The organism is Ensifer sp. Root423 (assembly GCF_001426275.1).
Classification (GTDB): Bacteria; Pseudomonadota; Alphaproteobacteria; order Rhizobiales; family Rhizobiaceae; genus Ensifer; species Ensifer adhaerens.
On record NZ_LMEG01000007.1, the window covers coordinates 131,776 to 150,354 of the forward strand.

At 62.6% G+C, this 18,579-nt stretch carries 22 protein-coding genes and 2 pseudogenes; 11 read left to right on the forward strand and 13 right to left on the reverse strand.

The window, feature by feature from the left end:
* From pgeF to lgt, 3 genes are all read right to left on the reverse strand, one after another.
* Positions 1-795, reverse strand: a complete 795-nt coding sequence (gene pgeF / locus ASD01_RS09970) for a peptidoglycan editing factor PgeF (RefSeq protein ID WP_034788741.1) — start codon at positions 793-795, stop codon at positions 1-3.
* A 151-nt stretch (positions 796-946) separates the two neighbouring features.
* Positions 947-2,050: a class I SAM-dependent methyltransferase gene (locus ASD01_RS09975; protein WP_034789036.1), complete on the reverse strand. Its 1,104-nt coding sequence runs from the start codon at positions 2,048-2,050 to the stop codon at positions 947-949.
* Positions 2,051-2,111: 61 nt separating this feature from the next.
* Positions 2,112-2,948 (reverse strand): prolipoprotein diacylglyceryl transferase, encoded by an 837-nt coding sequence (gene lgt, locus ASD01_RS09980; protein ID WP_034788738.1) that lies wholly within the window; start codon positions 2,946-2,948, stop codon positions 2,112-2,114.
* Positions 2,949-3,164: 216 nt separating this feature from the next.
* Here lgt and ASD01_RS09985 point away from each other — a divergent pair, with 216 nt between their 5' ends.
* From ASD01_RS09985 to ASD01_RS10010, 6 genes are all read left to right on the forward strand, one after another.
* Positions 3,165-3,425 (forward strand): accessory factor UbiK family protein, encoded by a 261-nt coding sequence (locus ASD01_RS09985; protein ID WP_034789034.1) that lies wholly within the window; start codon positions 3,165-3,167, stop codon positions 3,423-3,425.
* 447 nt (positions 3,426-3,872) lie between these two features.
* Positions 3,873-4,373 (forward strand): type III secretion system chaperone family protein, encoded by a 501-nt coding sequence (locus ASD01_RS09990; RefSeq protein ID WP_034788736.1) that lies wholly within the window; start codon positions 3,873-3,875, stop codon positions 4,371-4,373.
* Positions 4,374-4,375: 2 nt separating this feature from the next.
* Positions 4,376-5,194: a pyrroline-5-carboxylate reductase gene (gene proC / locus ASD01_RS09995; RefSeq protein WP_034788732.1), complete on the forward strand. Its 819-nt coding sequence runs from the start codon at positions 4,376-4,378 to the stop codon at positions 5,192-5,194.
* Between the two features lie 351 nt (positions 5,195-5,545).
* Positions 5,546-6,505 carry a LysR family transcriptional regulator gene (locus ASD01_RS10000; RefSeq protein WP_034788727.1) on the forward strand — a complete coding sequence of 320 codons (960 nt, stop codon included), beginning with the start codon at positions 5,546-5,548 and terminating at the stop codon, positions 6,503-6,505.
* Positions 6,506-6,543: 38 nt separating this feature from the next.
* Positions 6,544-6,885: a tRNA-binding protein gene (locus ASD01_RS10005; RefSeq protein WP_034789031.1), complete on the forward strand. Its 342-nt coding sequence runs from the start codon at positions 6,544-6,546 to the stop codon at positions 6,883-6,885.
* 5 nt (positions 6,886-6,890) lie between these two features.
* Positions 6,891-7,454, forward strand: coding sequence for a protein-tyrosine phosphatase family protein (locus tag ASD01_RS10010; protein ID WP_034788722.1), 564 nt, complete (start codon positions 6,891-6,893; stop codon positions 7,452-7,454).
* Positions 7,455-7,459: 5 nt separating this feature from the next.
* On the opposite strand, the gene ASD01_RS10015 is transcribed toward ASD01_RS10010, so the two are convergent.
* Genes ASD01_RS10015 through ASD01_RS10030 form a run of 4 tightly spaced genes read right to left on the reverse strand, consistent with a single transcriptional unit; the run spans position 7,460 to position 10,660 of the window.
* On the reverse strand, positions 7,460-7,963 hold the full coding sequence (locus ASD01_RS10015) for a tetratricopeptide repeat protein (RefSeq protein WP_034788719.1): 504 nt from the start codon (positions 7,961-7,963) through the stop codon (positions 7,460-7,462).
* 55 nt (positions 7,964-8,018) lie between these two features.
* A complete protein-coding gene (locus ASD01_RS10020) occupies positions 8,019-9,401 on the reverse strand; it encodes an ATP-binding protein (RefSeq protein WP_034788716.1) in 1,383 nt (460 codons plus the stop codon).
* Positions 9,402-9,433: 32 nt separating this feature from the next.
* Positions 9,434-10,135 carry a response regulator gene (locus ASD01_RS10025; RefSeq protein WP_034788713.1) on the reverse strand — a complete coding sequence of 234 codons (702 nt, stop codon included), beginning with the start codon at positions 10,133-10,135 and terminating at the stop codon, positions 9,434-9,436.
* 45 nt (positions 10,136-10,180) lie between these two features.
* Complete coding sequence (locus tag ASD01_RS10030; protein ID WP_034788710.1) at positions 10,181-10,660, reverse strand: MarR family winged helix-turn-helix transcriptional regulator; 480 nt, start codon at positions 10,658-10,660, stop codon at positions 10,181-10,183.
* A 268-nt stretch (positions 10,661-10,928) separates the two neighbouring features.
* On the opposite strand from ASD01_RS10030, the gene ASD01_RS10035 reads away from it, so the two are divergent.
* Positions 10,929-11,819: a branched-chain amino acid aminotransferase gene (locus ASD01_RS10035; RefSeq protein ID WP_034788707.1), complete on the forward strand. Its 891-nt coding sequence runs from the start codon at positions 10,929-10,931 to the stop codon at positions 11,817-11,819.
* Positions 11,820-11,898: 79 nt separating this feature from the next.
* Here ASD01_RS10035 and ASD01_RS10040 read toward each other — a convergent pair whose 3' ends face one another.
* Both ASD01_RS10040 and ASD01_RS10045 read right to left on the reverse strand, forming a co-directional pair.
* Positions 11,899-12,165 carry a hypothetical protein gene (locus tag ASD01_RS10040; protein WP_034788698.1) on the reverse strand — a complete coding sequence of 89 codons (267 nt, stop codon included), beginning with the start codon at positions 12,163-12,165 and terminating at the stop codon, positions 11,899-11,901.
* Positions 12,166-12,486: 321 nt separating this feature from the next.
* Positions 12,487-13,108, reverse strand: a pseudogene (locus tag ASD01_RS10045) (DUF1236 domain-containing protein).
* Between the two features lie 148 nt (positions 13,109-13,256).
* On the opposite strand from ASD01_RS10045, the gene ASD01_RS36170 reads away from it, so the two are divergent.
* Positions 13,257-13,424, forward strand: a complete 168-nt coding sequence (locus ASD01_RS36170) for a hypothetical protein (protein WP_089044992.1) — start codon at positions 13,257-13,259, stop codon at positions 13,422-13,424.
* A gap of 172 nt (positions 13,425-13,596) precedes the next feature.
* Complete coding sequence (locus tag ASD01_RS10050) at positions 13,597-14,238, forward strand: MBL fold metallo-hydrolase (RefSeq protein ID WP_034788694.1); 642 nt, start codon at positions 13,597-13,599, stop codon at positions 14,236-14,238.
* 76 nt (positions 14,239-14,314) lie between these two features.
* Here ASD01_RS10050 and ASD01_RS10055 read toward each other — a convergent pair whose 3' ends face one another.
* Both ASD01_RS10055 and ASD01_RS10060 read right to left on the reverse strand, forming a co-directional pair.
* On the reverse strand, positions 14,315-14,761 hold the full coding sequence (locus tag ASD01_RS10055; protein WP_034788692.1) for a BA14K family protein: 447 nt from the start codon (positions 14,759-14,761) through the stop codon (positions 14,315-14,317).
* A 144-nt stretch (positions 14,762-14,905) separates the two neighbouring features.
* Positions 14,906-15,121, reverse strand: a complete 216-nt coding sequence (locus ASD01_RS10060) for a cold-shock protein (protein WP_034788690.1) — start codon at positions 15,119-15,121, stop codon at positions 14,906-14,908.
* 207 nt (positions 15,122-15,328) lie between these two features.
* Between ASD01_RS10060 and ASD01_RS35465 the strand changes: the two genes are divergently transcribed.
* On the forward strand, positions 15,329-15,601 hold the full coding sequence (locus tag ASD01_RS35465) for a hypothetical protein (RefSeq protein ID WP_127889314.1): 273 nt from the start codon (positions 15,329-15,331) through the stop codon (positions 15,599-15,601).
* A gap of 198 nt (positions 15,602-15,799) precedes the next feature.
* Here the strand turns inward: ASD01_RS35465 and ASD01_RS10065 are convergent, their stop codons facing one another.
* A complete protein-coding gene (locus ASD01_RS10065; RefSeq protein WP_034788688.1) occupies positions 15,800-16,696 on the reverse strand; it encodes a DMT family transporter in 897 nt (298 codons plus the stop codon).
* A gap of 172 nt (positions 16,697-16,868) precedes the next feature.
* Between ASD01_RS10065 and ASD01_RS10070 the strand changes: the two are divergent.
* Positions 16,869-17,301, forward strand: a pseudogene (locus ASD01_RS10070) (hypothetical protein).
* 18 nt (positions 17,302-17,319) lie between these two features.
* On the opposite strand, the gene ASD01_RS10075 reads toward ASD01_RS10070, so the two are convergent.
* Positions 17,320-18,507: a PQQ-dependent sugar dehydrogenase gene (locus ASD01_RS10075; RefSeq protein ID WP_060528890.1), complete on the reverse strand. Its 1,188-nt coding sequence runs from the start codon at positions 18,505-18,507 to the stop codon at positions 17,320-17,322.
* Positions 18,508-18,579 lie beyond the last annotated feature (72 nt).

Consider the following 18,579-nt stretch of genomic DNA (forward strand, 5'->3'; position numbering starts at 1 on the left):
TCAGGTCCCTCGTATGCAAATGGCGGAAATCTGTCGGCCGTAGTCCGGTTCCTGCCTGTGGGTCGTGCGCCGATAGGAGAAGAAACGCTCCTCGTCGGCATAGGTGCAGATGTCGAGATTCTCGGCGGCAACGCCCGCTTCGACCAGCCGTTTGATCGTCAGCCCTGGCAGGTCGAACATGGCATGGCCGTCGCGCTCCGAAGGCCGGAAGAAAGTGGCGTAGCTTTCGTTCGCCGCGACGAAGCGTTCTACGAACTCGGAGCCGACCTCATAGTTCCGACGGCTGATCGACGGGCCGAGGCAGGCGACGATGCGCTCGCGCTGCGCGCCGAGCGAAACCATCGTGTCGATGGTGCTTTCGAGCACGCCACCGAGCGCGCCCTTCCAGCCGGCATGCGCGGCACCGATGACGTTGGCTTCGGCATCGGCAAAGAGGATGGGGCCGCAATCGGCCGAGAGCACGCCGAGCACGATGCCCGGCGTTGCCGTCACCAGCGCATCGGCCTCGGGGCGGGCGCCGTCGTAGCTTTCGTCGACCACCACGGCGTCTGGGGAATGGACTTGGTGCACGGTCGCCAGGCGCTCTGGCGAGGCGCCGAACCAGCGGGCGACGCGGGCGCGGTTCTCGTTGACATGGGTACGCTCGTCCTTGGAGCCAAGCCCGACATTGAGGCCGCGATAGATCCCTTCGGAAACGCCGCCTGTTCGGGTGAAATAGCCATGGGCGATTGCCGGTCCGGCCTTCTCGCTGAAAAGCGAGCTTTGCACAGGAGAGAGCGCGGCGTCATGCTGCATTGGTATATTCGCCTTTGCTTTATCAGGAAAATCAATGGGTTTGGGCGCGCGCTCCGGCCCGGCGACTGGCTCTTGATTTGCCGGCGCGATGTTGACCCGCGACGGCAGGGCTGTCAATTCCCGAACGGCAGGGGTGCCGTCGGGTGGAGGTTCAAGCCTTCGGTTTGCGGAACGGCGAGAGCGGCACCGGCGGGCTGCTGACGGCCAGGACCTTGAACAGTTCGCCCATCTTTCCGGCGCCTGCGCCGGCAAGCCTCTCGACGTCCTGGCGGATGGTTTCCTGCGTCAGCGCATCCTTGTCGCGGCCAAGGGCCGCGGCGCGTTCCAGAAGACCGAGGCCGACCAAAAAATCGCCCTGGTGGGCAAGACCGTTGATCTGCACATCGTCCGTCTTGGCGCGGCGGGCGAGTTGCTCGAAATCGACGTGGCTGGTGAGATCGGCGCGGCCGGGGCTGGCGAGCGGCGGATCGTATTCGTGATCGCGCACGGCCTGCAGCGTATCGCCATAGCCGGTGGCCATATGGCCATAGTCGATGATCACGGCGGTGCCGCCGCTGATCTTCAACCGTTCGCAGAGGGCCGACATGACAGCGTCGCGGGCGGGAGCAATCTCGAAGATCGTGCCTTCGGCAACACCCTGCGCCGGCGTCGGAAGAAGCTCGGGATCGATGCCGGCAACGCCGGCGGCAAAGGTCAGTTCGTCCGTGGCATCAAGCCCGACCATGCGCTCGCGGAAGCCTTGCGCCGTGCGCACGAACTGCCGGATCGGAATGGCGTCGAAAAGCTCGTTGGCGGCAAGCAGCAGGAAGCCTTCCGGCAGGGTCTCGAAGCTCGTGTGCCATTCGACCTTGTGACCATGGGCGGCGAGCGTTTCCGACTGCACCTTACGCAGCCGTTCGCTGGTTTCGACGAGATGCACGCCGGCGGAAGCATAGAGATCAGGTGCCAGGCGGCGCACGACGCGCAGCATGTCGGCCATCATCGTGCCGCGGCCGGGGCCGATTTCAGCAATCACGGCGCCCTCAGGCTTGCCGTGCTGCTGCCAGGCATGGACGAGGAAGATGCCGATCATCTCGCCGAAGAGCTGGCTGATCTCCGGCGCCGTGGTGAAGTCGCCTTCCTTGCCGAAGGGCTCGTGCACACGGTAGTAGCCGTGCTCCGGATCCGCCAGGCAAAGCGAGAAATAATCGGTGACGCTGATCGGCCCGTGGGTCTTGATCAGCGCCTTGATCTTGTCCGCAAGTGGTGTCGTCATGCCTTCGTCCAATTCGCGGGGCGGCGGCCGGAATAGCCGCGCGCCCTTGCCCCATCCGCTCTCAGGTGGCTGCGCGCCGCGCCCGGGCAATGGCCCAGATGCCGGCGAGCGCCATTGGCAGCGACAAAAGCATGCCCATGGTCAGCCAGCCACCGACAAGATAGCCGATCTGCGCGTCCGGTTCGCGGAAGAATTCGACGAAAATGCGGCTCAGGGCATAGCCGAGCACGAAGATGCCGGTGACGAGCCCCGGGGATTTCAACGCGTGACGACGATAGATGAACCAGGCGAGGACGGAGAGCAGGACGATACCTTCAAGGGCGGCCTCGTAGAGCTGGCTCGGGTGGCGGGCGAACGGACCGCCGGTCGGGAATACGATCGCCCAGGGCATCGACGAGAGGCGGCCCCAGAGTTCGCCGTTGATGAAGTTGGCGATACGACCGAAGAACAGGCCGATCGGGACGACGGCGGCGACAATGTCGAACAGGCTCCAGATGGCGATCTTGTTCTTGCGCGCAAACAGGATCATGGCGAGTGTCGTGCCGAGGAAGCCGCCGTGGAACGACATGCCGCCGTTCCAGATTTCCAGCGCGCGGATCGGATTGGCGAGCACTGAGCCGAGATCGTAGAAGAGAATGTAGCCGATGCGGCCGCCGAGCACGATGCCGCCGGCGGCCCACAGCAGGAAGTCGTCGAGCTGCTGCAGCGTGATGGCCGGCTTGTCGTCCCGCCAGAGCGAGGCGTTCATCGCCAGGCGCCGGGCGTAGAACCAGCCGAGCAGAATGCCCGCCACATAGGCGAGCCCGTACCAGTGGATGGCCAGCGGGCCGATCTGGACGATAACGGGGTCGATTTCGGGGAAGGGGAGGATGGCGAGGCGGGTCGCTAATGTTTCCAATTTATTGTTCTCGTGCCGGGCCGGTTGTTTCGGCGGACCATGGCGAGCGATTTCACCTCGGTCAAGGGCGGCAATGCGCGCCCCGGACACAGGGTCGTGAAGGGAGCCGTGATGGCGCGCGTGATTTTTCTTGCATCGCGCGGCCGGTGACCCTACCTGAAACCCATGGACCGCATCGCGCCTTTAGAGGCGATGGCTGATATGGAGATCGCGACGATGAGCACAGGCACCAACCGCATCCTGGATGACTTTGCCAAGCTGATGACCGATGCTGCCGGCGCCGCTCAAGGCGTGCGCCGCGAGGTTGAAACGGCCTTCCGGGCGCAGGCGGAGCGGGCGCTGAATTCGCTCGACGTCGTCAAGCGCGAAGAGTTCGAAATGGTCAAGGAAATGGCCATCAAGGCGCGCGAGGAAAACGATGCGCTTCTGGCCCGTATTGAGGCTCTCGAAGCGCGTCTCGTCGATACGGGCAAGTAACGCGATTCCCTTGAAATAACGGCATTTCAGCGTTTTTACTTCGCCCGCGGACCTCATCTGCGGGCGTTTTGCTGTGGTTCAGCCGCATAGGTCTGAAACGGCATGATGGGTGGTTAATAAAACCTGAAAAGTTTTCCACCTGTGGACACTGCCAAAAAACCCTTATGGCAGAGTCAGTTAAGCTCAACCGCTTCATTCACATGACAACGTGGACGCGATTGTTCACGGCTATTTTTGGGCCGAGGGGCTGGCAGCCTGACTCCGCCATTATACACTGATTTTAAATGATGATTCGAAACGAACCACGTAAGCTCCGGGCAGGGTAAGTCAGCCAGGATGGATGTGAGTTCAGCAATCATACGTGTTTGTAATCGGTGTTGGGTTTGCGGCGTTGCGTCTTGTGAGCGTGATGACGCATGCCCGTGCCACACCTATGCAGGGTGATGCATGAGCCTTTTGGAAATGGAAGTCGAGCGCCAATCCAACCCGGTCGATATGATCGAGTTCGTGGCTGCCAATAACGACTGGTCGTTCGAACGATCCGGCGAAGACGAAATCGCCATGACGGTCGAAGGCAAGTGGGCGGACTACCACGTTTCCTTCTCCTGGATGGAGGAATTCGAGGCGCTGCACCTGGCCTGTGCCTTCGACATCAAGGTGTCGGAAAGCCGGGTCAACGAAGTCATCCGTCTGCTCTCCCATATCAATGGGCAGGTTTTGATGGGCCACTTCGATCTGTGGCGCCAGGAGGAAGTGGTGATCTTCCGCCAGTCGCTGCTGCTTGCCGGCGGCGCCGAGCCCACCAACCAGCAGGTCGAAGTTCTGCTTTCGAGCGCACTCGACGCTTGCGAATCCTATTATCAGGCGTTTCAATTCGTCGTCTGGTCCGGCATGGACGCGCAGCGCGCCGTCGATGCCGTCCTGTTCGAAACGGTTGGAGAAGCCTGATCATGACGAACGCCGCTTCCGGTCCCATCGTGCTCGTCGGCGCCGGCAATATGGGCGGCGCCATGCTTTCGGGCTGGCTGAAGAGCGGCGTTAAAGGCGCAGACGTTCTCGTCGTCGATCCCGGCCCGCCGCCGGCCATGGCGCAGCTGATCTCCGACAACGGCGTGACGCATGCGACCTCGGTACCGTTGGGTGTCCAGGCGGGTGTGATCTTCCTTGCGGTCAAGCCGCAGGTGATGGACGCCGTCTTGCCGCCGCTGAAATCTCTCGTCGGCCCGGATACCGTCATCGTTTCGGTTGCTGCAGGCAAGACGCTTTCCTTCATCGAAGCCCATCTCGGTGCCGCGGCGACCGTGCGCGCCATGCCGAATACCCCGGCCATGATCGGCCGCGGCGTCACCGGCGCCTTTGCCAATGCCCGCGTCAGCGATCAGCAGCGCGCTCACGTTCATGATCTCCTGAAGGTCAGCGGTCCGGTCGAATGGGTCCGCACCGAAGCCGAGATCGATGCCGTCACCGCCGTTTCGGGCAGCGGTCCGGCCTATGTCTTCTACCTCGTCGAATGCATGGCCGAGGCGGGCCGCAAGGCCGGCCTTGAGGCGGACCTCGCCATGCGGCTCGCGCGGGAAACCGTCGCTGGGGCTGGCGAACTTTTGCACCAGTCGCCTGACGAAGCCGCGCGGCTGCGCCAGAACGTGACCTCGCCCGGCGGCACGACGGCTGCGGCACTGTCCGTGCTGATGGCCGACGACGGCATGCAGCCGCTGTTTGACAAGGCGATCGCTGCGGCGCGCAAGCGCGCGGAAGAACTCGCAGGCTGAATATTGAATGCGGCTGGCCCCATGTTGGGCCGGCATGGCGCCTGGCCTAAGGGTTTCGCGCCGGGGAAGCGCCGGCGCAGGCCCCATGATCGCGGCTTGGCTGGCGATTGACGAGACTTCTCCAGATTGTGCCGATCACGCGGCGGCAGAGGTTGCCGATCGCAATGCTGCGTTGACGCCGAGCCCAGGAATGCAGCTCATAACTCATCGGCAGACTGCTGCTCGGCTGCTTGCCCATTTCCGTTACCCCTCAAGCTTCGCTGTCTGAGTTCCGGTCCAAGCTACAGCCTGTCGCTCGCGGCGATAATCCATGTTAAATTCCGTTTATCTGTGACGAAATGGAATAGATGGATGGATCGACAGGAAGCCATGACGGTGTTTCTCGCTGTCGTCGAGGAGGGAGATTTCTCGGCGGCGGCGCGGCGGTTGCGCATGACGCCATCGGCGGTCAGCAAGATCGTCGGCCGGCTGGAGGCGCGCCTTGGCGTACGCCTGCTGCAGCGTTCGACGCGCAGCATCAGCCTGACGAGCGAAGGCAGCGCCTATGCGGAATCGAGCCGCCGCATCCTCGGCGACATGGAAGATGCGGAGGTTGCGATCCAACCGGGGGCGGTGCCGCGCGGGCGGTTGCGGGTGAGCCTGCCCAGCGCCTTCGGTCATCGCCTGATCGTGCCCATGCTGCCTGATTTCATCGAACGGTTTCCGGAGATCGACCTGGAACTCGATTTCAGCGACGCGGTCGTCGACCTCATGAACGGTGAGGCGGATGTTGCGCTGCGGGTCGCGGAACAGAGCGACAGCACGCTGGTGACGCGGCGGCTCGCACCAAACCGTCGCGTCATCTGCGCCGCACCCGCCTATCTCGAGCGGCACGGCGCGCCGCAAACGCCTGACGACCTGCAGCGGCATGTCTGCCTTGCCATCACCGCCCGCGGCCGTCTCAACGTTTGGGAATTTCAGGATGGCGACGGCCGGCGTGCGATCCGTGTTTGTGGCTCCGTCGAAGCCAACAGCACCGAAGCGCTCCGACGGCTTGCGCTCGCAGGCATCGGCATCGTGCGCCTTTCCGAACTGCTCGTGGGCGGAGATATCAAGGCGGGATTGCTGGTGCCGCTTCTGACCGGCAGCAACTATGCCGAGGCAGAGCCGATCACGGTCGTCTATCCGCACCGGCGATTCTTGCCGCCACGCGTGCGTGTTTTCGTCGATTTCCTTGCCGAGCAGTTCGCGCGTCGCCCATGGGAGGAGGCCAGATTTCGCGGGGAGCCCGCCGAGGCCGCCGTGCTTCCGAAATCTCGCCCGATGCTTTAATCCACCTCCTCGGATAAGATTTCACATAGGGAATGACGATGGCTGAAACTATTGAATTTGCTGATTTCGAGCGCGTGGACATTCGCGTGGGCACCATCGTCGAGGCCGAACCGTTTCCGGAAGCGCGCAAGCCGGCCATCAAGCTGAAAATCGATTTCGGCCCGGAAATCGGCATAAAAAAGTCATCAGCGCAAATCACGGTGCATTATCGTCCGGAGGATCTCGTCGGGCGGCAGGTGCTGGGCGTGGTCAATTTTCCGCCGCGCCAGATCGGGCCTGTGCGCTCTGAAGTGCTGACGCTGGGCTTTGCAGACGAGGCCGGTGCGATCGTGCTGGCTGCCACCGAACGGCCGGTCCCCAACGGCAAGAAATTGATGTGATCCCCATGAACATTGCTTTCGAAGTGATCCCCGAGCGCGTCAAGGTGTCCTGCCTTTGGCGCGCCGCCGATGCCGCGCGCGACTGGCGCGCAAGTCATGTGCTGTCTCTGCTCGATCCCGAATTGCCGGATGCCAACGTGCCCGTGATTGCGGACGCCAGCCACCGGGTCGTGCGCATGCGCGACCAGGAAAACCCGACCGCCACCCAGCATTTCCCGGATCTGGTGCTCGAAGTTTTCGAGGCGATGCGCCCGGCGGCCGAGCATGCTGAGAGCCGCATTCTCGTGCATTGCCATGCCGGCGTCAGCCGCTCGACGGCCTTTGCCTATGGTCTGATTGCGCATCAACTCGGCGCGGGGCGAGAGGACGAAGCCTTCCGGGCGCTCTTGGCGATCACCCGCAAGCCCTGGCCGAACCGTCGCATCATCGAGATCCTCGATGCCGCCCTTGGCCGCGGCGGCCGGCTGCTCGCGCCGCTCGATGTCATGCGCGCCCGTCATCCGCGCCGTATCGACGCCTGGCACCGTTTCAACGAACGACGCGGCCTGACCTCGATCTACCAGCGCTGACACGCTCAACTCTCCGGCAACAACATCTCGGCGTAGCGCTTGAGTGAGCGGTTGTAGCGGGGGAGGTGCCGTGACAGGCTGGCGAGCGCGAGTGCGGCCGCCTGTTGCGCCTGGCCAGTATCGACGAGGCAGAGCGCCAGGAAGGCGATGACCGCATCGTCGAGTTCGTCCGATGGCTTGTCCCGCTCGGCGGTGAGCAGGGCGATACCTTCTTTGGCGCGGCCGAGATTGCGCAGGGTGCTGGCGAGCTGGATGGTGGCCCGTCGGCGGCGAATTCCCTGAAGACCGTTTTCCAGCGCCTGCCGGTAGAGCGGCTCCGCCTTCATCTCATGGCCGGTCGAATCCTGCGCCGAGGCTCTTTCGAACACTCCGATGGCATGTCCTGCCGGCAGTTCGGCGGCAAGGGCATCGATGCGGGCGATAAAGGCTTCGCTATCTGTCGGGTCGAAGGTTGCCCAGAGTTCGGCCAGCCGTCGCTCCCAGTCAGCCCAATCGATGGCGTCTACCATGGCCCGTTCCCCTTAGCCCATTCGTGGCCAGAAGTGGCCCGCCCGCGCGGGAACGTCAAGCCGGGACGCGCACCGTTGCCCTGAGGCCGCCGAGCGGGCTGTCGCCAAGCGTGACGTTGCCCCCGTGGCTGCGGGCGATATCGCGGGCGATCGCCAGCCCGAGGCCAGTGCCGGAACTGTCGAGATTGCGGGCTTCGTCGAGGCGGAAGAACGGCTTGAACACATCCTCGCGCGAACGTTCGGGAATACCTGGGCCGTCATCGTCGACGGTGATGGTGAGCCACTTGGCACTGTGGCGCGCATCGATCTTGACAGTGTTGGCGTAGCGGTAGGCGTTCGAGGCGATGTTGGCGACGAGACGGGTGAAGGCGTTTGGCCGCACGCGGATATCGTCTTCCCCTTCGATGGATGTGGTCAGGGTCTTGCCGAGCAGTTCGGCTTCAGCGGCGAGCCGGGTCATCAGGTCGCTGAGTTTCAGCTGGCCGACGTCCTCCTCCGCTTCGCTGCGGGCGAAGGCCAGATAGCCTTCCAGCATGTTCTGCATGTCATCGACGTCCTGGTTCAGGCCTTCGAGATCGGGGTTGTTGCCGGCAAGCGCCAGCTGCAGCTTGAAGCGGGTGAGGATGGTTCGAAGATCGTGGCTGACGCCAGTCAGCATCGCGGTGCGCTGCTCGATCTGGCGTTCGATGCGCTCGCGCATCTGGATGAAGGCGAGGCCGGCGCGGCGGATTTCATCGGCGCCGCGCGGCGCGAAGTCGTCGATCTTCTGGCCCTTGCCGAAGCTTTCGGCCGCCTTGGTCAAGGCCAGGATCGGGCGGATCTGGCCGCGCAGGAAGAGCACCGCGATCGTCAGCAGCACCAGCGAGGCCGCCACCATCCAGACGAGGAAGATGTGGGTGTTGGAAGCGTAGGCCTGGTTGCGCCGGGCATAGACGCGCAGGATGCGGCCGTCATCGAGCTTGATGCGGATCTCGACGAGCTTGGAGTTGCCGACCGTATCGATCCAGAAGGGGCGGCGGACCTGGTTGGAAATCTCTTCGCCGAGGATCTGGTCGAGGATTTCGAAGAAGGGGCTGGGGCGCGGCGGCGGCAGTTCGCCGGGCGGGTCCACGGAGATGCTGAGATCGAGCTGATCGCGCGCGATGCGGATGATCTCGGAGATGTCGCGGTCGGCAGGGAAGGTGTCGATAAGATCGACGATCGCGGCAATGTCCCCGGTGACGGCGGCCGACAGGCGCTGCGTCACCAGCTGCCAGTGGCGCTCCATGAAGATGAAGGCGACCACCGACTGCAGAAGCACCATGGGAATGATGACGATCAGCAGCGAGCGGGCGTAAAGCCCCATGGGCAGGCGACGGCGCAGCCAGCGGGTGAACCGCCTCCAGGCATTGTCGTTCGCCCCGGATGCGCCGTGCTCTATGCCGTCAAAGCTTGCCATGGTTTGCCGCGCTCATGGGAAGGGCTGCCATTTCAGTCCACGCTCAGCCGGTAGCCGATGCCGCGCACCGTCTGCAGCCAGACGGGGTTGGACGGGTCGTCCTCGATCTTGCGGCGCAGGCGGTTGATCTGCACGTCGATCGTGCGCTCGCCGACCTCGGCATCGTCGCCGATCAACTCGTGGCGTGGGATCGTTTCGCCGGCACGTTGCGAAAAGAGTGTCATGATCTCCTGCTCGCGGTCCGTCAGGCGGATGTGATCGGCGCCACGACGCAGCTCCTTGCGCACCACCGAGAAGGTGTAGGGACCGAAGATCACCTGGTCGACCTTGGGGGTCTGGGCCGGCTGGTTGCGGCGCAGGATGTTGTTGATGCGCAGCACCAGTTCGCGCGGGTCAAAGGGCTTCGACAGATAGTCGTCGGCGCCGGCCTCGAGACCCTCGATGCGGGAGTTGGATTCCGCCAGCGCCGTCAACATCAGGATCGGCACGGTCTTGATTTGCCTGAGGCTCTGGGTGAGCGAAATGCCGCTTTCGCCGGGCATCATCACGTCGACGATCAGAAGGTCGAAGTCGAGGCCGACGAGCTTGCGGCGGGCTTCGTCCGCATCGGACGCGGTCGTCACGCGAAAACCCTGTTCGACCAGGTAGCGGTTGAGCAGATCGCGGATGCGCCGGTCGTCGTCGACGACCAGAAGGTGAGCCGCATCGTCCGAGACAGTCGCTTTTGTCGTCATTCCACGCTTCCCAAGTTGCAGGCCAGACCCGCGCTACGGCGGGCGTCAGTCTGCGGCGTTGTTCTTCATCCCGGCGAGAAAGCGCTTGACCGTTTCGCGCGCGCCCGGACCGGTTCTTGCCAATGCATCGGCTATGCGGCGGGACTGTGGCTCGGCAAGCGCACGCGCCAGCGCCTGGCCTTCTTCCGTCGTGTAGAGCATACGCTGGCGCCGGTCTTCAGGGCCGGTTTCCTGGCGAATATACCCGGAGTCGATCAGTTGCTTCAGCACCCGGGCAAGGCTCTGCTTGGTAATCTTCAGCGTGTCCAGGAGGTCGGCGACCGTCATGCCCGGCTCGCGGTCGACAAAGTGCACGACGCGGTGGTGCGCCCGTCCGAAGCCGCTCTTTTCCAGGATCGCATCCGGGTCGGAGGTGAAGTCGCGATAGGCGAAGAAGAGCAGCTCGATGATCTCGAAATCGATCGTATCGTCATCGGCGGCGGCATCGTTCAGATACCGGGTGTTCTCTTTGGATTGGCCGGCCACGCGGTCATTTCCTTTCAGCCTGATTGCAACTTGCGAAACATTCGAAAAAATATGTCAGCTTTGTTGACATATTTTTACCATAGCATTAGCGTCCATGCTCGGTAAGCGAGACATTTGGCGTTGGCAACATCTGAAAGGATATGCCGTGCCGTTCCGATCGCAAATCCAAAATCACGAAATTGAATTTTCCCTCAATCAGTTTGCCGATAGACTGAAAGCAGGGCGATAATCAACTAAGAATGGCGCGCATGCGCCGGAGGATGACACCATGGCAGCGGTTCCTTTTGATCAGTTGGACGGACAGATCTGGTTCAACGGCGAGTTCGTCGCGTGGAAGGATGCCAAGATTCACGTGCTGACCCACGGCCTGCACTATGCCAGCGCGGTCTTTGAGGGCGAGCGCGCCTATGGCGGGCGCATCTTCAAGCTGACCGAGCACAACCAGCGCCTGCATCAGTCCGCCGAAATCCTCGGCTTCAAGATCCCTTATTCGGTGGAGGAACTGGACGCAGCCAGCGTCGAGCTTCTGAAGCGTCAGGGCTTCTCCGAGGCCTATGTGCGGCCGATCGCCTGGCGCGGCAGCGAGAGCATGGGCGTTTCGGCGCAGAACAACCGCATCAACGTCGCCATCGCCATCTGGCAGTGGGGCAGCTATTTCAACCCGGCCGAAAAGCTCAAGGGCATCCGGCTCGATATCGCAGAATATCGCCGCCCGGATCCGCAGACGGCACCTTCGAAGTCGAAAGCCGCCGGCCTCTACATGATCTGCACCATCTCCAAGCATGCGGCCGAGGCCAAGGGCTATGCGGACGCGATGATGCTGGATTACCGCGGCCGCGTGGCCGAAGCGACCGGTGCCAACATCTTCTTCGTCAAGGACGGCGTCATCCACACGCCGGTGCCGGATTGCTTCCTCGACGGCATCACCCGTCGCACGGTGATCGAGCTTGCCAAGCGCCGCGGCTATGAAGTGGTCGAGCGGGCGATCATGCCGGAGGAACTGTCCGGTTTCAGCGAATGCTTCCTCACCGGCTCGGCCGCCGAAGTGACGCCGGTTTCCGAAATCGGTCCTTACCGCTTCACGCCGGCGACGATCTGCGAAACGCTGATGAACGACTACATGAAGGAAGTCTATCCGGTTGCCGCGGCAGCCGAGTAACGGCATCCGGAATGCTCTCGAAAGCAGAAAAGGCGGCCCCCGGGCCGCCTTTTGTCTTGCTACGGATATGATCGCAGAGTTAGGCGGTCTTCCCCAAGAATTGCCCGACGATTCCGCTCAGTACGCCGCCGCCGACAAGGCCGCCGATGGCTTGCATGGCGAGACCGGTCGCGGCTGCTTCTCCGCCGAGCATCTGAATGAGGAACCCGCCGCCAAGGCCTCCAATGGCGCCGACGATGGTCCGTGCGACGACACCGAATGCCTGCTGCTTCAACACTGCGCTGGCCGCGTTCCCGCCGGCGGCCCCCGCGATCAATTGGGTAATGATAGGCATTAATGCTTCCATTGATCCCTCCGTGTCGTGGCTCGTCGTGGACGCGCCACTAAAAGCCGATGAGCCGGCATCAATAGGTTGAAGCCTATTCCGGATTATTGTCAATTTGAGTGAAATGACGTTGCGGCGCCCGCTTCGTAGCCAATTGAAATGGCTCGATTTTAGGCAGAGGCAACCTCTTACAGGCAAAGCGGGAAAACGAAGCCGGCGGCAGGGGCGGCTGGAGGGAATGACCTTGCCGCGCATGATTCGTGCCGTCGGGAGAGCGAGGGAGGGTAATGCAGGCACGTCGGGAACCCCCGGCAACCGAATGATTGCCGGGGGTCTCGATTGTTAGCGATAGACGTAGACGATGCGTCGCGTTGCCGGCTCGACCAGAACGGGCTGGCCGTTGATGCTGACATAGTCGTAGCTGTAGTCGGGAACGCGTTGAACGGCCACGGTCTGCGGCAGTTCGGCACCGACGACGACTTCACCATCGAGATAGACGGTCTCGCCGGGGTTGGACGTGACGTAGGTCCGCACATTCTCCGGCGGCACGATCGGGTCGATCTGTTCGACCGGGCCGATCAATTCGTCGCCGCTGCTGACGATCACGGGGTCATTGGGCTGCACTTCATAGGTGACGGCAGGAATGGCCAGGTCGGCCCGGCGCTCCTGGACCACGACGGCAGAACCGCCAAGATCCGTCGTCAGATACTGGGAATAGACCCAGCCGCGCACGCCGCCGACATCAATGCGGCACCACTTGCTGCCTTCGATGCAGCCGTCGATAACCGCGGTGCTACCGCGGGTCGCAAGGCCGACTGTCGGATTGAGGGCCCGGACCTGTGCGGATGTTAAGGTCCGTCACCGTGGTCGCGGTCATGGCTGCAAAGGCGGACGGCGTACCGATCGCCAACACCAAACCCGCGGCCGTAGCGGCTCGCAACAGGGGGCGGGTAAGCTTCACCATCGTGTTTCTCCTTATATTGACGAGGGCCAAACGCCAGCAAGCGCGCGGATGTTCCCCCGGGAACGTCACGAAATGTGACGCTGTGACATTCTCCAGCCGTTGCCGAGGGCAGGACACGCCAGGAGAAAGGCAACGGGAGAGGGACAAAATGCAGAATGCTCAGCCGGATCAGAACAACGTCGCCGCGCGCAGCCTCAAGCCGGTCGTTCGGATCGTCGTCGCCGCGGAGATCGCGATTTCGGCGCTGCTGATGACCACCGTGCAGTGGCCGGCACCCCAGCAGCTGTCTGCACCGCAAATAGCCTCGCTTCGCTGATTGGCGCTGTCACCGCCGCCAATTGCCGCTATAGGAAGATGACGAGATCCTAGAGCGCGTTGCGATCTTCCAGATTCGCTTCCTACGCTTTAGGTTCTGGATTTGTCGCATGTCGTTATCGCAATACCGCTCCCAAATTTTTGCGCGACATGCTCTAGAGAGGCAGACGCGCATGTTACAGGCGGGCATCATCCCGGTTACCCATTTCGAGCAGAACTGCACCGTGCTGTTCGACAGCGAGACCAAGGAAGGCGTGATCGTCGATCCCGGCGGCGACGTCGATCTCATCCTGCAGACCATCCGCGAAAACGGCATCACGCTGAAGGCGATCTGGATCACCCACGGCCATATCGACCATGCCGGCGGCGCCAAGGAACTGAAGGACGCCCTCGGGCTCGAAATCATCGGTCCGCACAAGGACGACCTGCCGCTGCTCGAAAGCCTCGAAAGCCAGGCGGAGCGCTTCGGTCTGGCGATGAAGGTTCAGAACGTCATTCCCGATCGCTGGCTCGAAGAAGGCGACACGGTCTCCTTCGGCGACCATGTCTTCGAAGTCCTGCATTGCCCGGGCCATGCGCCGGGACACGTCGTCTATTTCAACCGGGCGCAGAACTTCGCCCATGTCGGCGACGTGCTCTTCCACGGCTCGATCGGCCGCACGGACCTGCCCGGCGGCAATCACCAGCAATTGCTCGATTCGATCCGCGACAAGATCCTGCCGCTCGGCGATAGCGTCGGCTTCATCTGCGGACATGGCCCGAGTGGTCAGATCGGCGAGGAGCGCCGCACCAATCCTTATCTGCGCGGGCTCTGAGCCACCACACACGCTCACGAAAAAAGCCCATGTCTCTATCAAGACATGGGCTTTTCGATTCTTACGCCGAACCTGATTAGCCGGCGGTGCAGAAGTAGCTGCGGCCGTCGTAGCCGCGGAAGGTGCCGCTATCCGGGTTGAACGAGCGGTAACGCTGCGCGCAGTAACGGTACCAGGACGGGGTCCAGGGCTCGAGCGAGCGGTAACCGCCACCATAGCTGTCGACGACGACAGGGCGTGCCTGGTAGACCGGGCGAGGGCGGTAGGCCGGACGCGGCTCGTAATAGTCGTATTCCGGTTCCGGATCGATGTAGACGCGCTCGTTGTAGCCGCCGTTGTAACGCGGCTGCGAAGCGATCGCGCCGCCGATCAGAGCGCCGGCAACGAGACCTGCTGCACCAGCTGCCCATGCATCGTCATTGTTGTGGTGATGCCTGCCGCCTGCCTCGGCGGCGCCAAAGGTCGGGATGACCATAGCGGCTGCGGCGATCGAGAGAACGGCGGCTTTGATGAACTTGTTCATTTGGCTTCAATCCTTCGCATGGACCGGATCAACCCGGCCTTCATGATGGAGGAAGGTTAACGCGGCCAAACTGAACCGAGCCTGAACAAAAAAACCCGGCAAGAATGCCGGGCTTCAACTGGAATCTGTCAGCAGATAACGGCGTTAGCCGGCGATCTGCAGGTTGACCGCCTTCGGGCCTTTGCCGCGGCGATCCGGTTCGGTGTCGAAGCTTACCTTCTGGTTTTCCGTCAGACCGGTCAGGCCGGAAGCCTGGACCGCGGAAATGTGTACGAAGATATCTGCACCACCGTTGTCAGGCTTGATAAAACCAAAGCCCTTGTCGGTGTTGAAGAATTTTACAGTGCCAGTTTCGGCCATGCGTCAGGTCCTTTTCTCTCCACCCGTTTGACGGACGGGTAGCATTGCAATGTGCCCGGATGGGCGTTGGCAGGCAGTTCTCGACGTTTGAGGAAAGGGTCCTGGTTACCGCAGCCAGCCATTGGAAGGGCCGCATCTCTGCTTCCCATCGGTCTGGCCGCCCGGAGTTTTTGCGTCTCCGGCCCGCTTTTATTTCAAGATCTTCCCATGTTCGCAGATTGCCCGAACGAAAGTAAGATTGATGGGTTTATTTTGAATTGGCAAGCAAAACTTTTCGGGATTGGTATTGCGTCTTGTCATTGCTCAAAAATCGGTCATTTGCGGCTTTGTGGGGCGCTGCGCAAAATATATCGCAAGCTGTTGAAATCACAGCTTTTTGAAAACAATTGCTGCAAAATTGAGTGGTTTTCGCCGATTTCTCGTGCGCGGCGCGTAAAGCAGGCCAATCGCTTGGGATGCGTGCCGTCGGCAACTCCCTGATATGTTTGAGGCTTCTCACGTCGGCGGTTTCTTACGTAGATTTCTTGCAGAAAATCCAGAGCTCTCGGGCCGGGTCGAAAACGCAGGGCAAAGCTACGCCTTCGTTGCGAAGCAACGGGCCTATTGCCTGAACAACAGCAAGTAAAGCCTCAGTCCAGCGTCTTGGCGGTGGGGTGCCTATAGTTTCTTGAGGAGCCCTCAGGCAGGTGCTGGGGCGCGGCGGCCCTTCGTCAGTTCCGGCACGATCTCTACCGTCAGCATGGCGGCAAAGATGATGGCGCAGCCGGCATAACCGATCGGCGTGATGACTTCGCCAAGCAGGAGAACGCCGAAGAGGGCGGCAAAGAGTGCTTCGCTCGACAGGAAGATCGCAGCCTGCGGCGCCGTGGTGTAGCGCTGCCCGACGACCTGAAGAATGAAGGCAAGGCCGCTCGAAAAGATGCCGGCATAGAGGATCTCGAAGAGCGCGCCCTCTATGGCAGCGAAGCTCAGCGGCTCGGTCGTGACGGCGAGGGCGAAGCCGAGCACGGCGCAGACGGCGAACTGCGTCATCGACAGCAGCATCGGCCGGCCGCTGCTTGGGGCAAACAGGCCGATGAGCAGCAGTTGCACCGCCCAGAACAGGGCGCAGACCACGGTCAGGTAGTCGCCACCCGTCAGCGTCGACAGCGTGCCGCCGCTCAAGAGGAAAATGCCGAACAGCGCCATCGACGCCCCCGGCCAGATCACCCAATGCGGCTTGCGGCGCAAGAAGATCACGGTCAAGACCGGGACGAAGACGACGTAGAGACCGGTGAGGAAGCCGGAATTGGTGACGCTGGTGTCGAGCAGGCCGAATTGCTGCGTCACGGCGCCGGCAAAGAGCGCCAGGCCGATGAAGATGAAATTGCGCACGGTCGTCAGCTTGATGGGTTCGGCCGCGCGTTTCGTTTCGATGATGGCCAAGGGCATGGCGACCAGTGTCGCGATCGCAAAACGAAGCGCGATGAACCACAGCGGGCTGATCGCATCCATCGCCGTCGACTGTGCAACGAAGCCGGCGCCCCAGATGGCGCCTGAAATCAAAAGCAGCAGATTGGCCTGAATGCGCGGCATGTCGTTCTCTCCTCGGACAGGCGCGTCTAGCAGTTGCGTTTTCGCCGGGCAAGGCTCATCGTCGCCGCGATTGGGCGGAGTTGTTGTCGATGGAAACGGCCGGAGACACGGTGCCGGGAGAGGGCGCCGAGGAGGGAGCTCAGCTCCTATCACCCATCGGAGATCGGCGACCATGAGCGATGCCGGCTATTCCGGCACGCCGCTCGGGCGCAAGCTGGGGCTGAAAGACGGGCAGCGGGCCCTGCTTCTCGGGGTTCCAGCCGGGCTCGATGCGATCAGCGGTTTTTCCGGCTTTCGGGCCAGCGAGACCGAGATCGGCACCGTGGCCGCGCGCGACATTGACTATGCGCATGTGTTCGAAACGGAGCGATCGGCCTTGGAAGAGCCTCGCGCCGAAGCTGGCTGCGAGATTGAAGCCGGACGGCATGCTGTGGGTCTCCTGGCCAAAGAAGGCGTCGAAGCGGCCGACGACACTGACCGAGGACGTTTTGCGTGAAATCTTCCTGCCGCTCGGCCTTGTCGACGTGAAGGTTTGCGCGGTCGATCCCGTCTGGTCCGGGCTGAAATTCATGTTCCGGCGCGAGGTTCGCGATCGGTTATCGTGAACGTGCGGCGCGCGCCGGCTATTGCGTCGCCGCCTTGGAGACCCTGAGCACGGCGCCGTCTTCCTCGTCCGTCACCATCAGCAAGGCGCCGTCGAGTGCCACGACGACGTCGCGGATGCGGCCGAATTCGCCGTCGAACAGCCGCTCCTCGGAGCCGATCGCGCCGCTGTCGTCGCGTTCGAGCCGGGCGAGCAACTGGTACTTCAGCGCCGCCACCAGAAGATCGCCATCCCATTCGGGAAACATCTCGCCGCGATAGACGGCAAGCGCGCCAGGCGCGATCGAGGGATCCCAATAGAAGAGCGGCTGATCGAGGCCTTCTTTCGCCGTGCCTTCGCCGATCTCGGCGCCGGAATAGTCCTTGCCGTAGGTAATGACGGGCCAGCCGTAATTGTGGCCGGGCTTCGGATTGTTGATCTCGTCGCCGCCGCGCGCGCCGTGCTCGACCGTCAGAAGCGTGCCGTCCTTCGGATCGAAGGCGATCCCTTGAGGATTGCGGTGGCCCTTCGACCAGATCTCCGGCAGGCCGCCGGTGCCGCCGCGATAAGGGTTCGATCCGGGAACGCTGCCGTCGGCATTGATATGCAGGATGGCGCCGGCATGATCGCGCGGGTCCTGCGCCCGGTCGCCTTCGCCGCGATCGCCGATGCCGAAGAAAAGGCTGCCATCGGGAGCGATTGCGATGCGTGAGCCGAAATGCTGGCCCTTGCCGGTAAACTTGCTCATCCGGAAGAGCTCCTTGACGTCGATAAGCCCGGTTCCGTCGGCGGCGAGTTTTGCCCGTACGACGACGGTGCCGTAGCCGCCTTTGCCGTTGGCAGCCATCGTCAAGTAGAGCGTCCGGGTTTCTGCAAAACGGGGATCGAGCGCGATGTCGAGCAGGCCGCCCTGGCCACGCTCGGCGACCTCGGGCACGCCCGTCAGCGGTTTCGAGAGCTTGCCGTCGCGCAGGATCCGCAGCCGACCCGGCCGCTCGCTGACGATCAGGCCGCCATCGGGGAGTGCCTCGACGGACCAGGGGTGTTCAAGCCCGGTCGCGAGCGTCTCGACACGCACGGTACCGTGCTCGCTCGGAAACTCGCGGGAATCCTGTGCCCCGGCGCTCGGAGGAGCAAACGTTGCCAGCGCAACGGACACGGCCAGGATTCCGACCGCACGCGACCGTTTGCCCGCCCGTCCCGATGTTCCAGCGCCCGTATGCCGCATTCCGTTTCTCCCACACCGACTCGTTCAGCAGGCAAGCTGGGGCGATCGACGGAGCGGTTCAAGTCACATCCG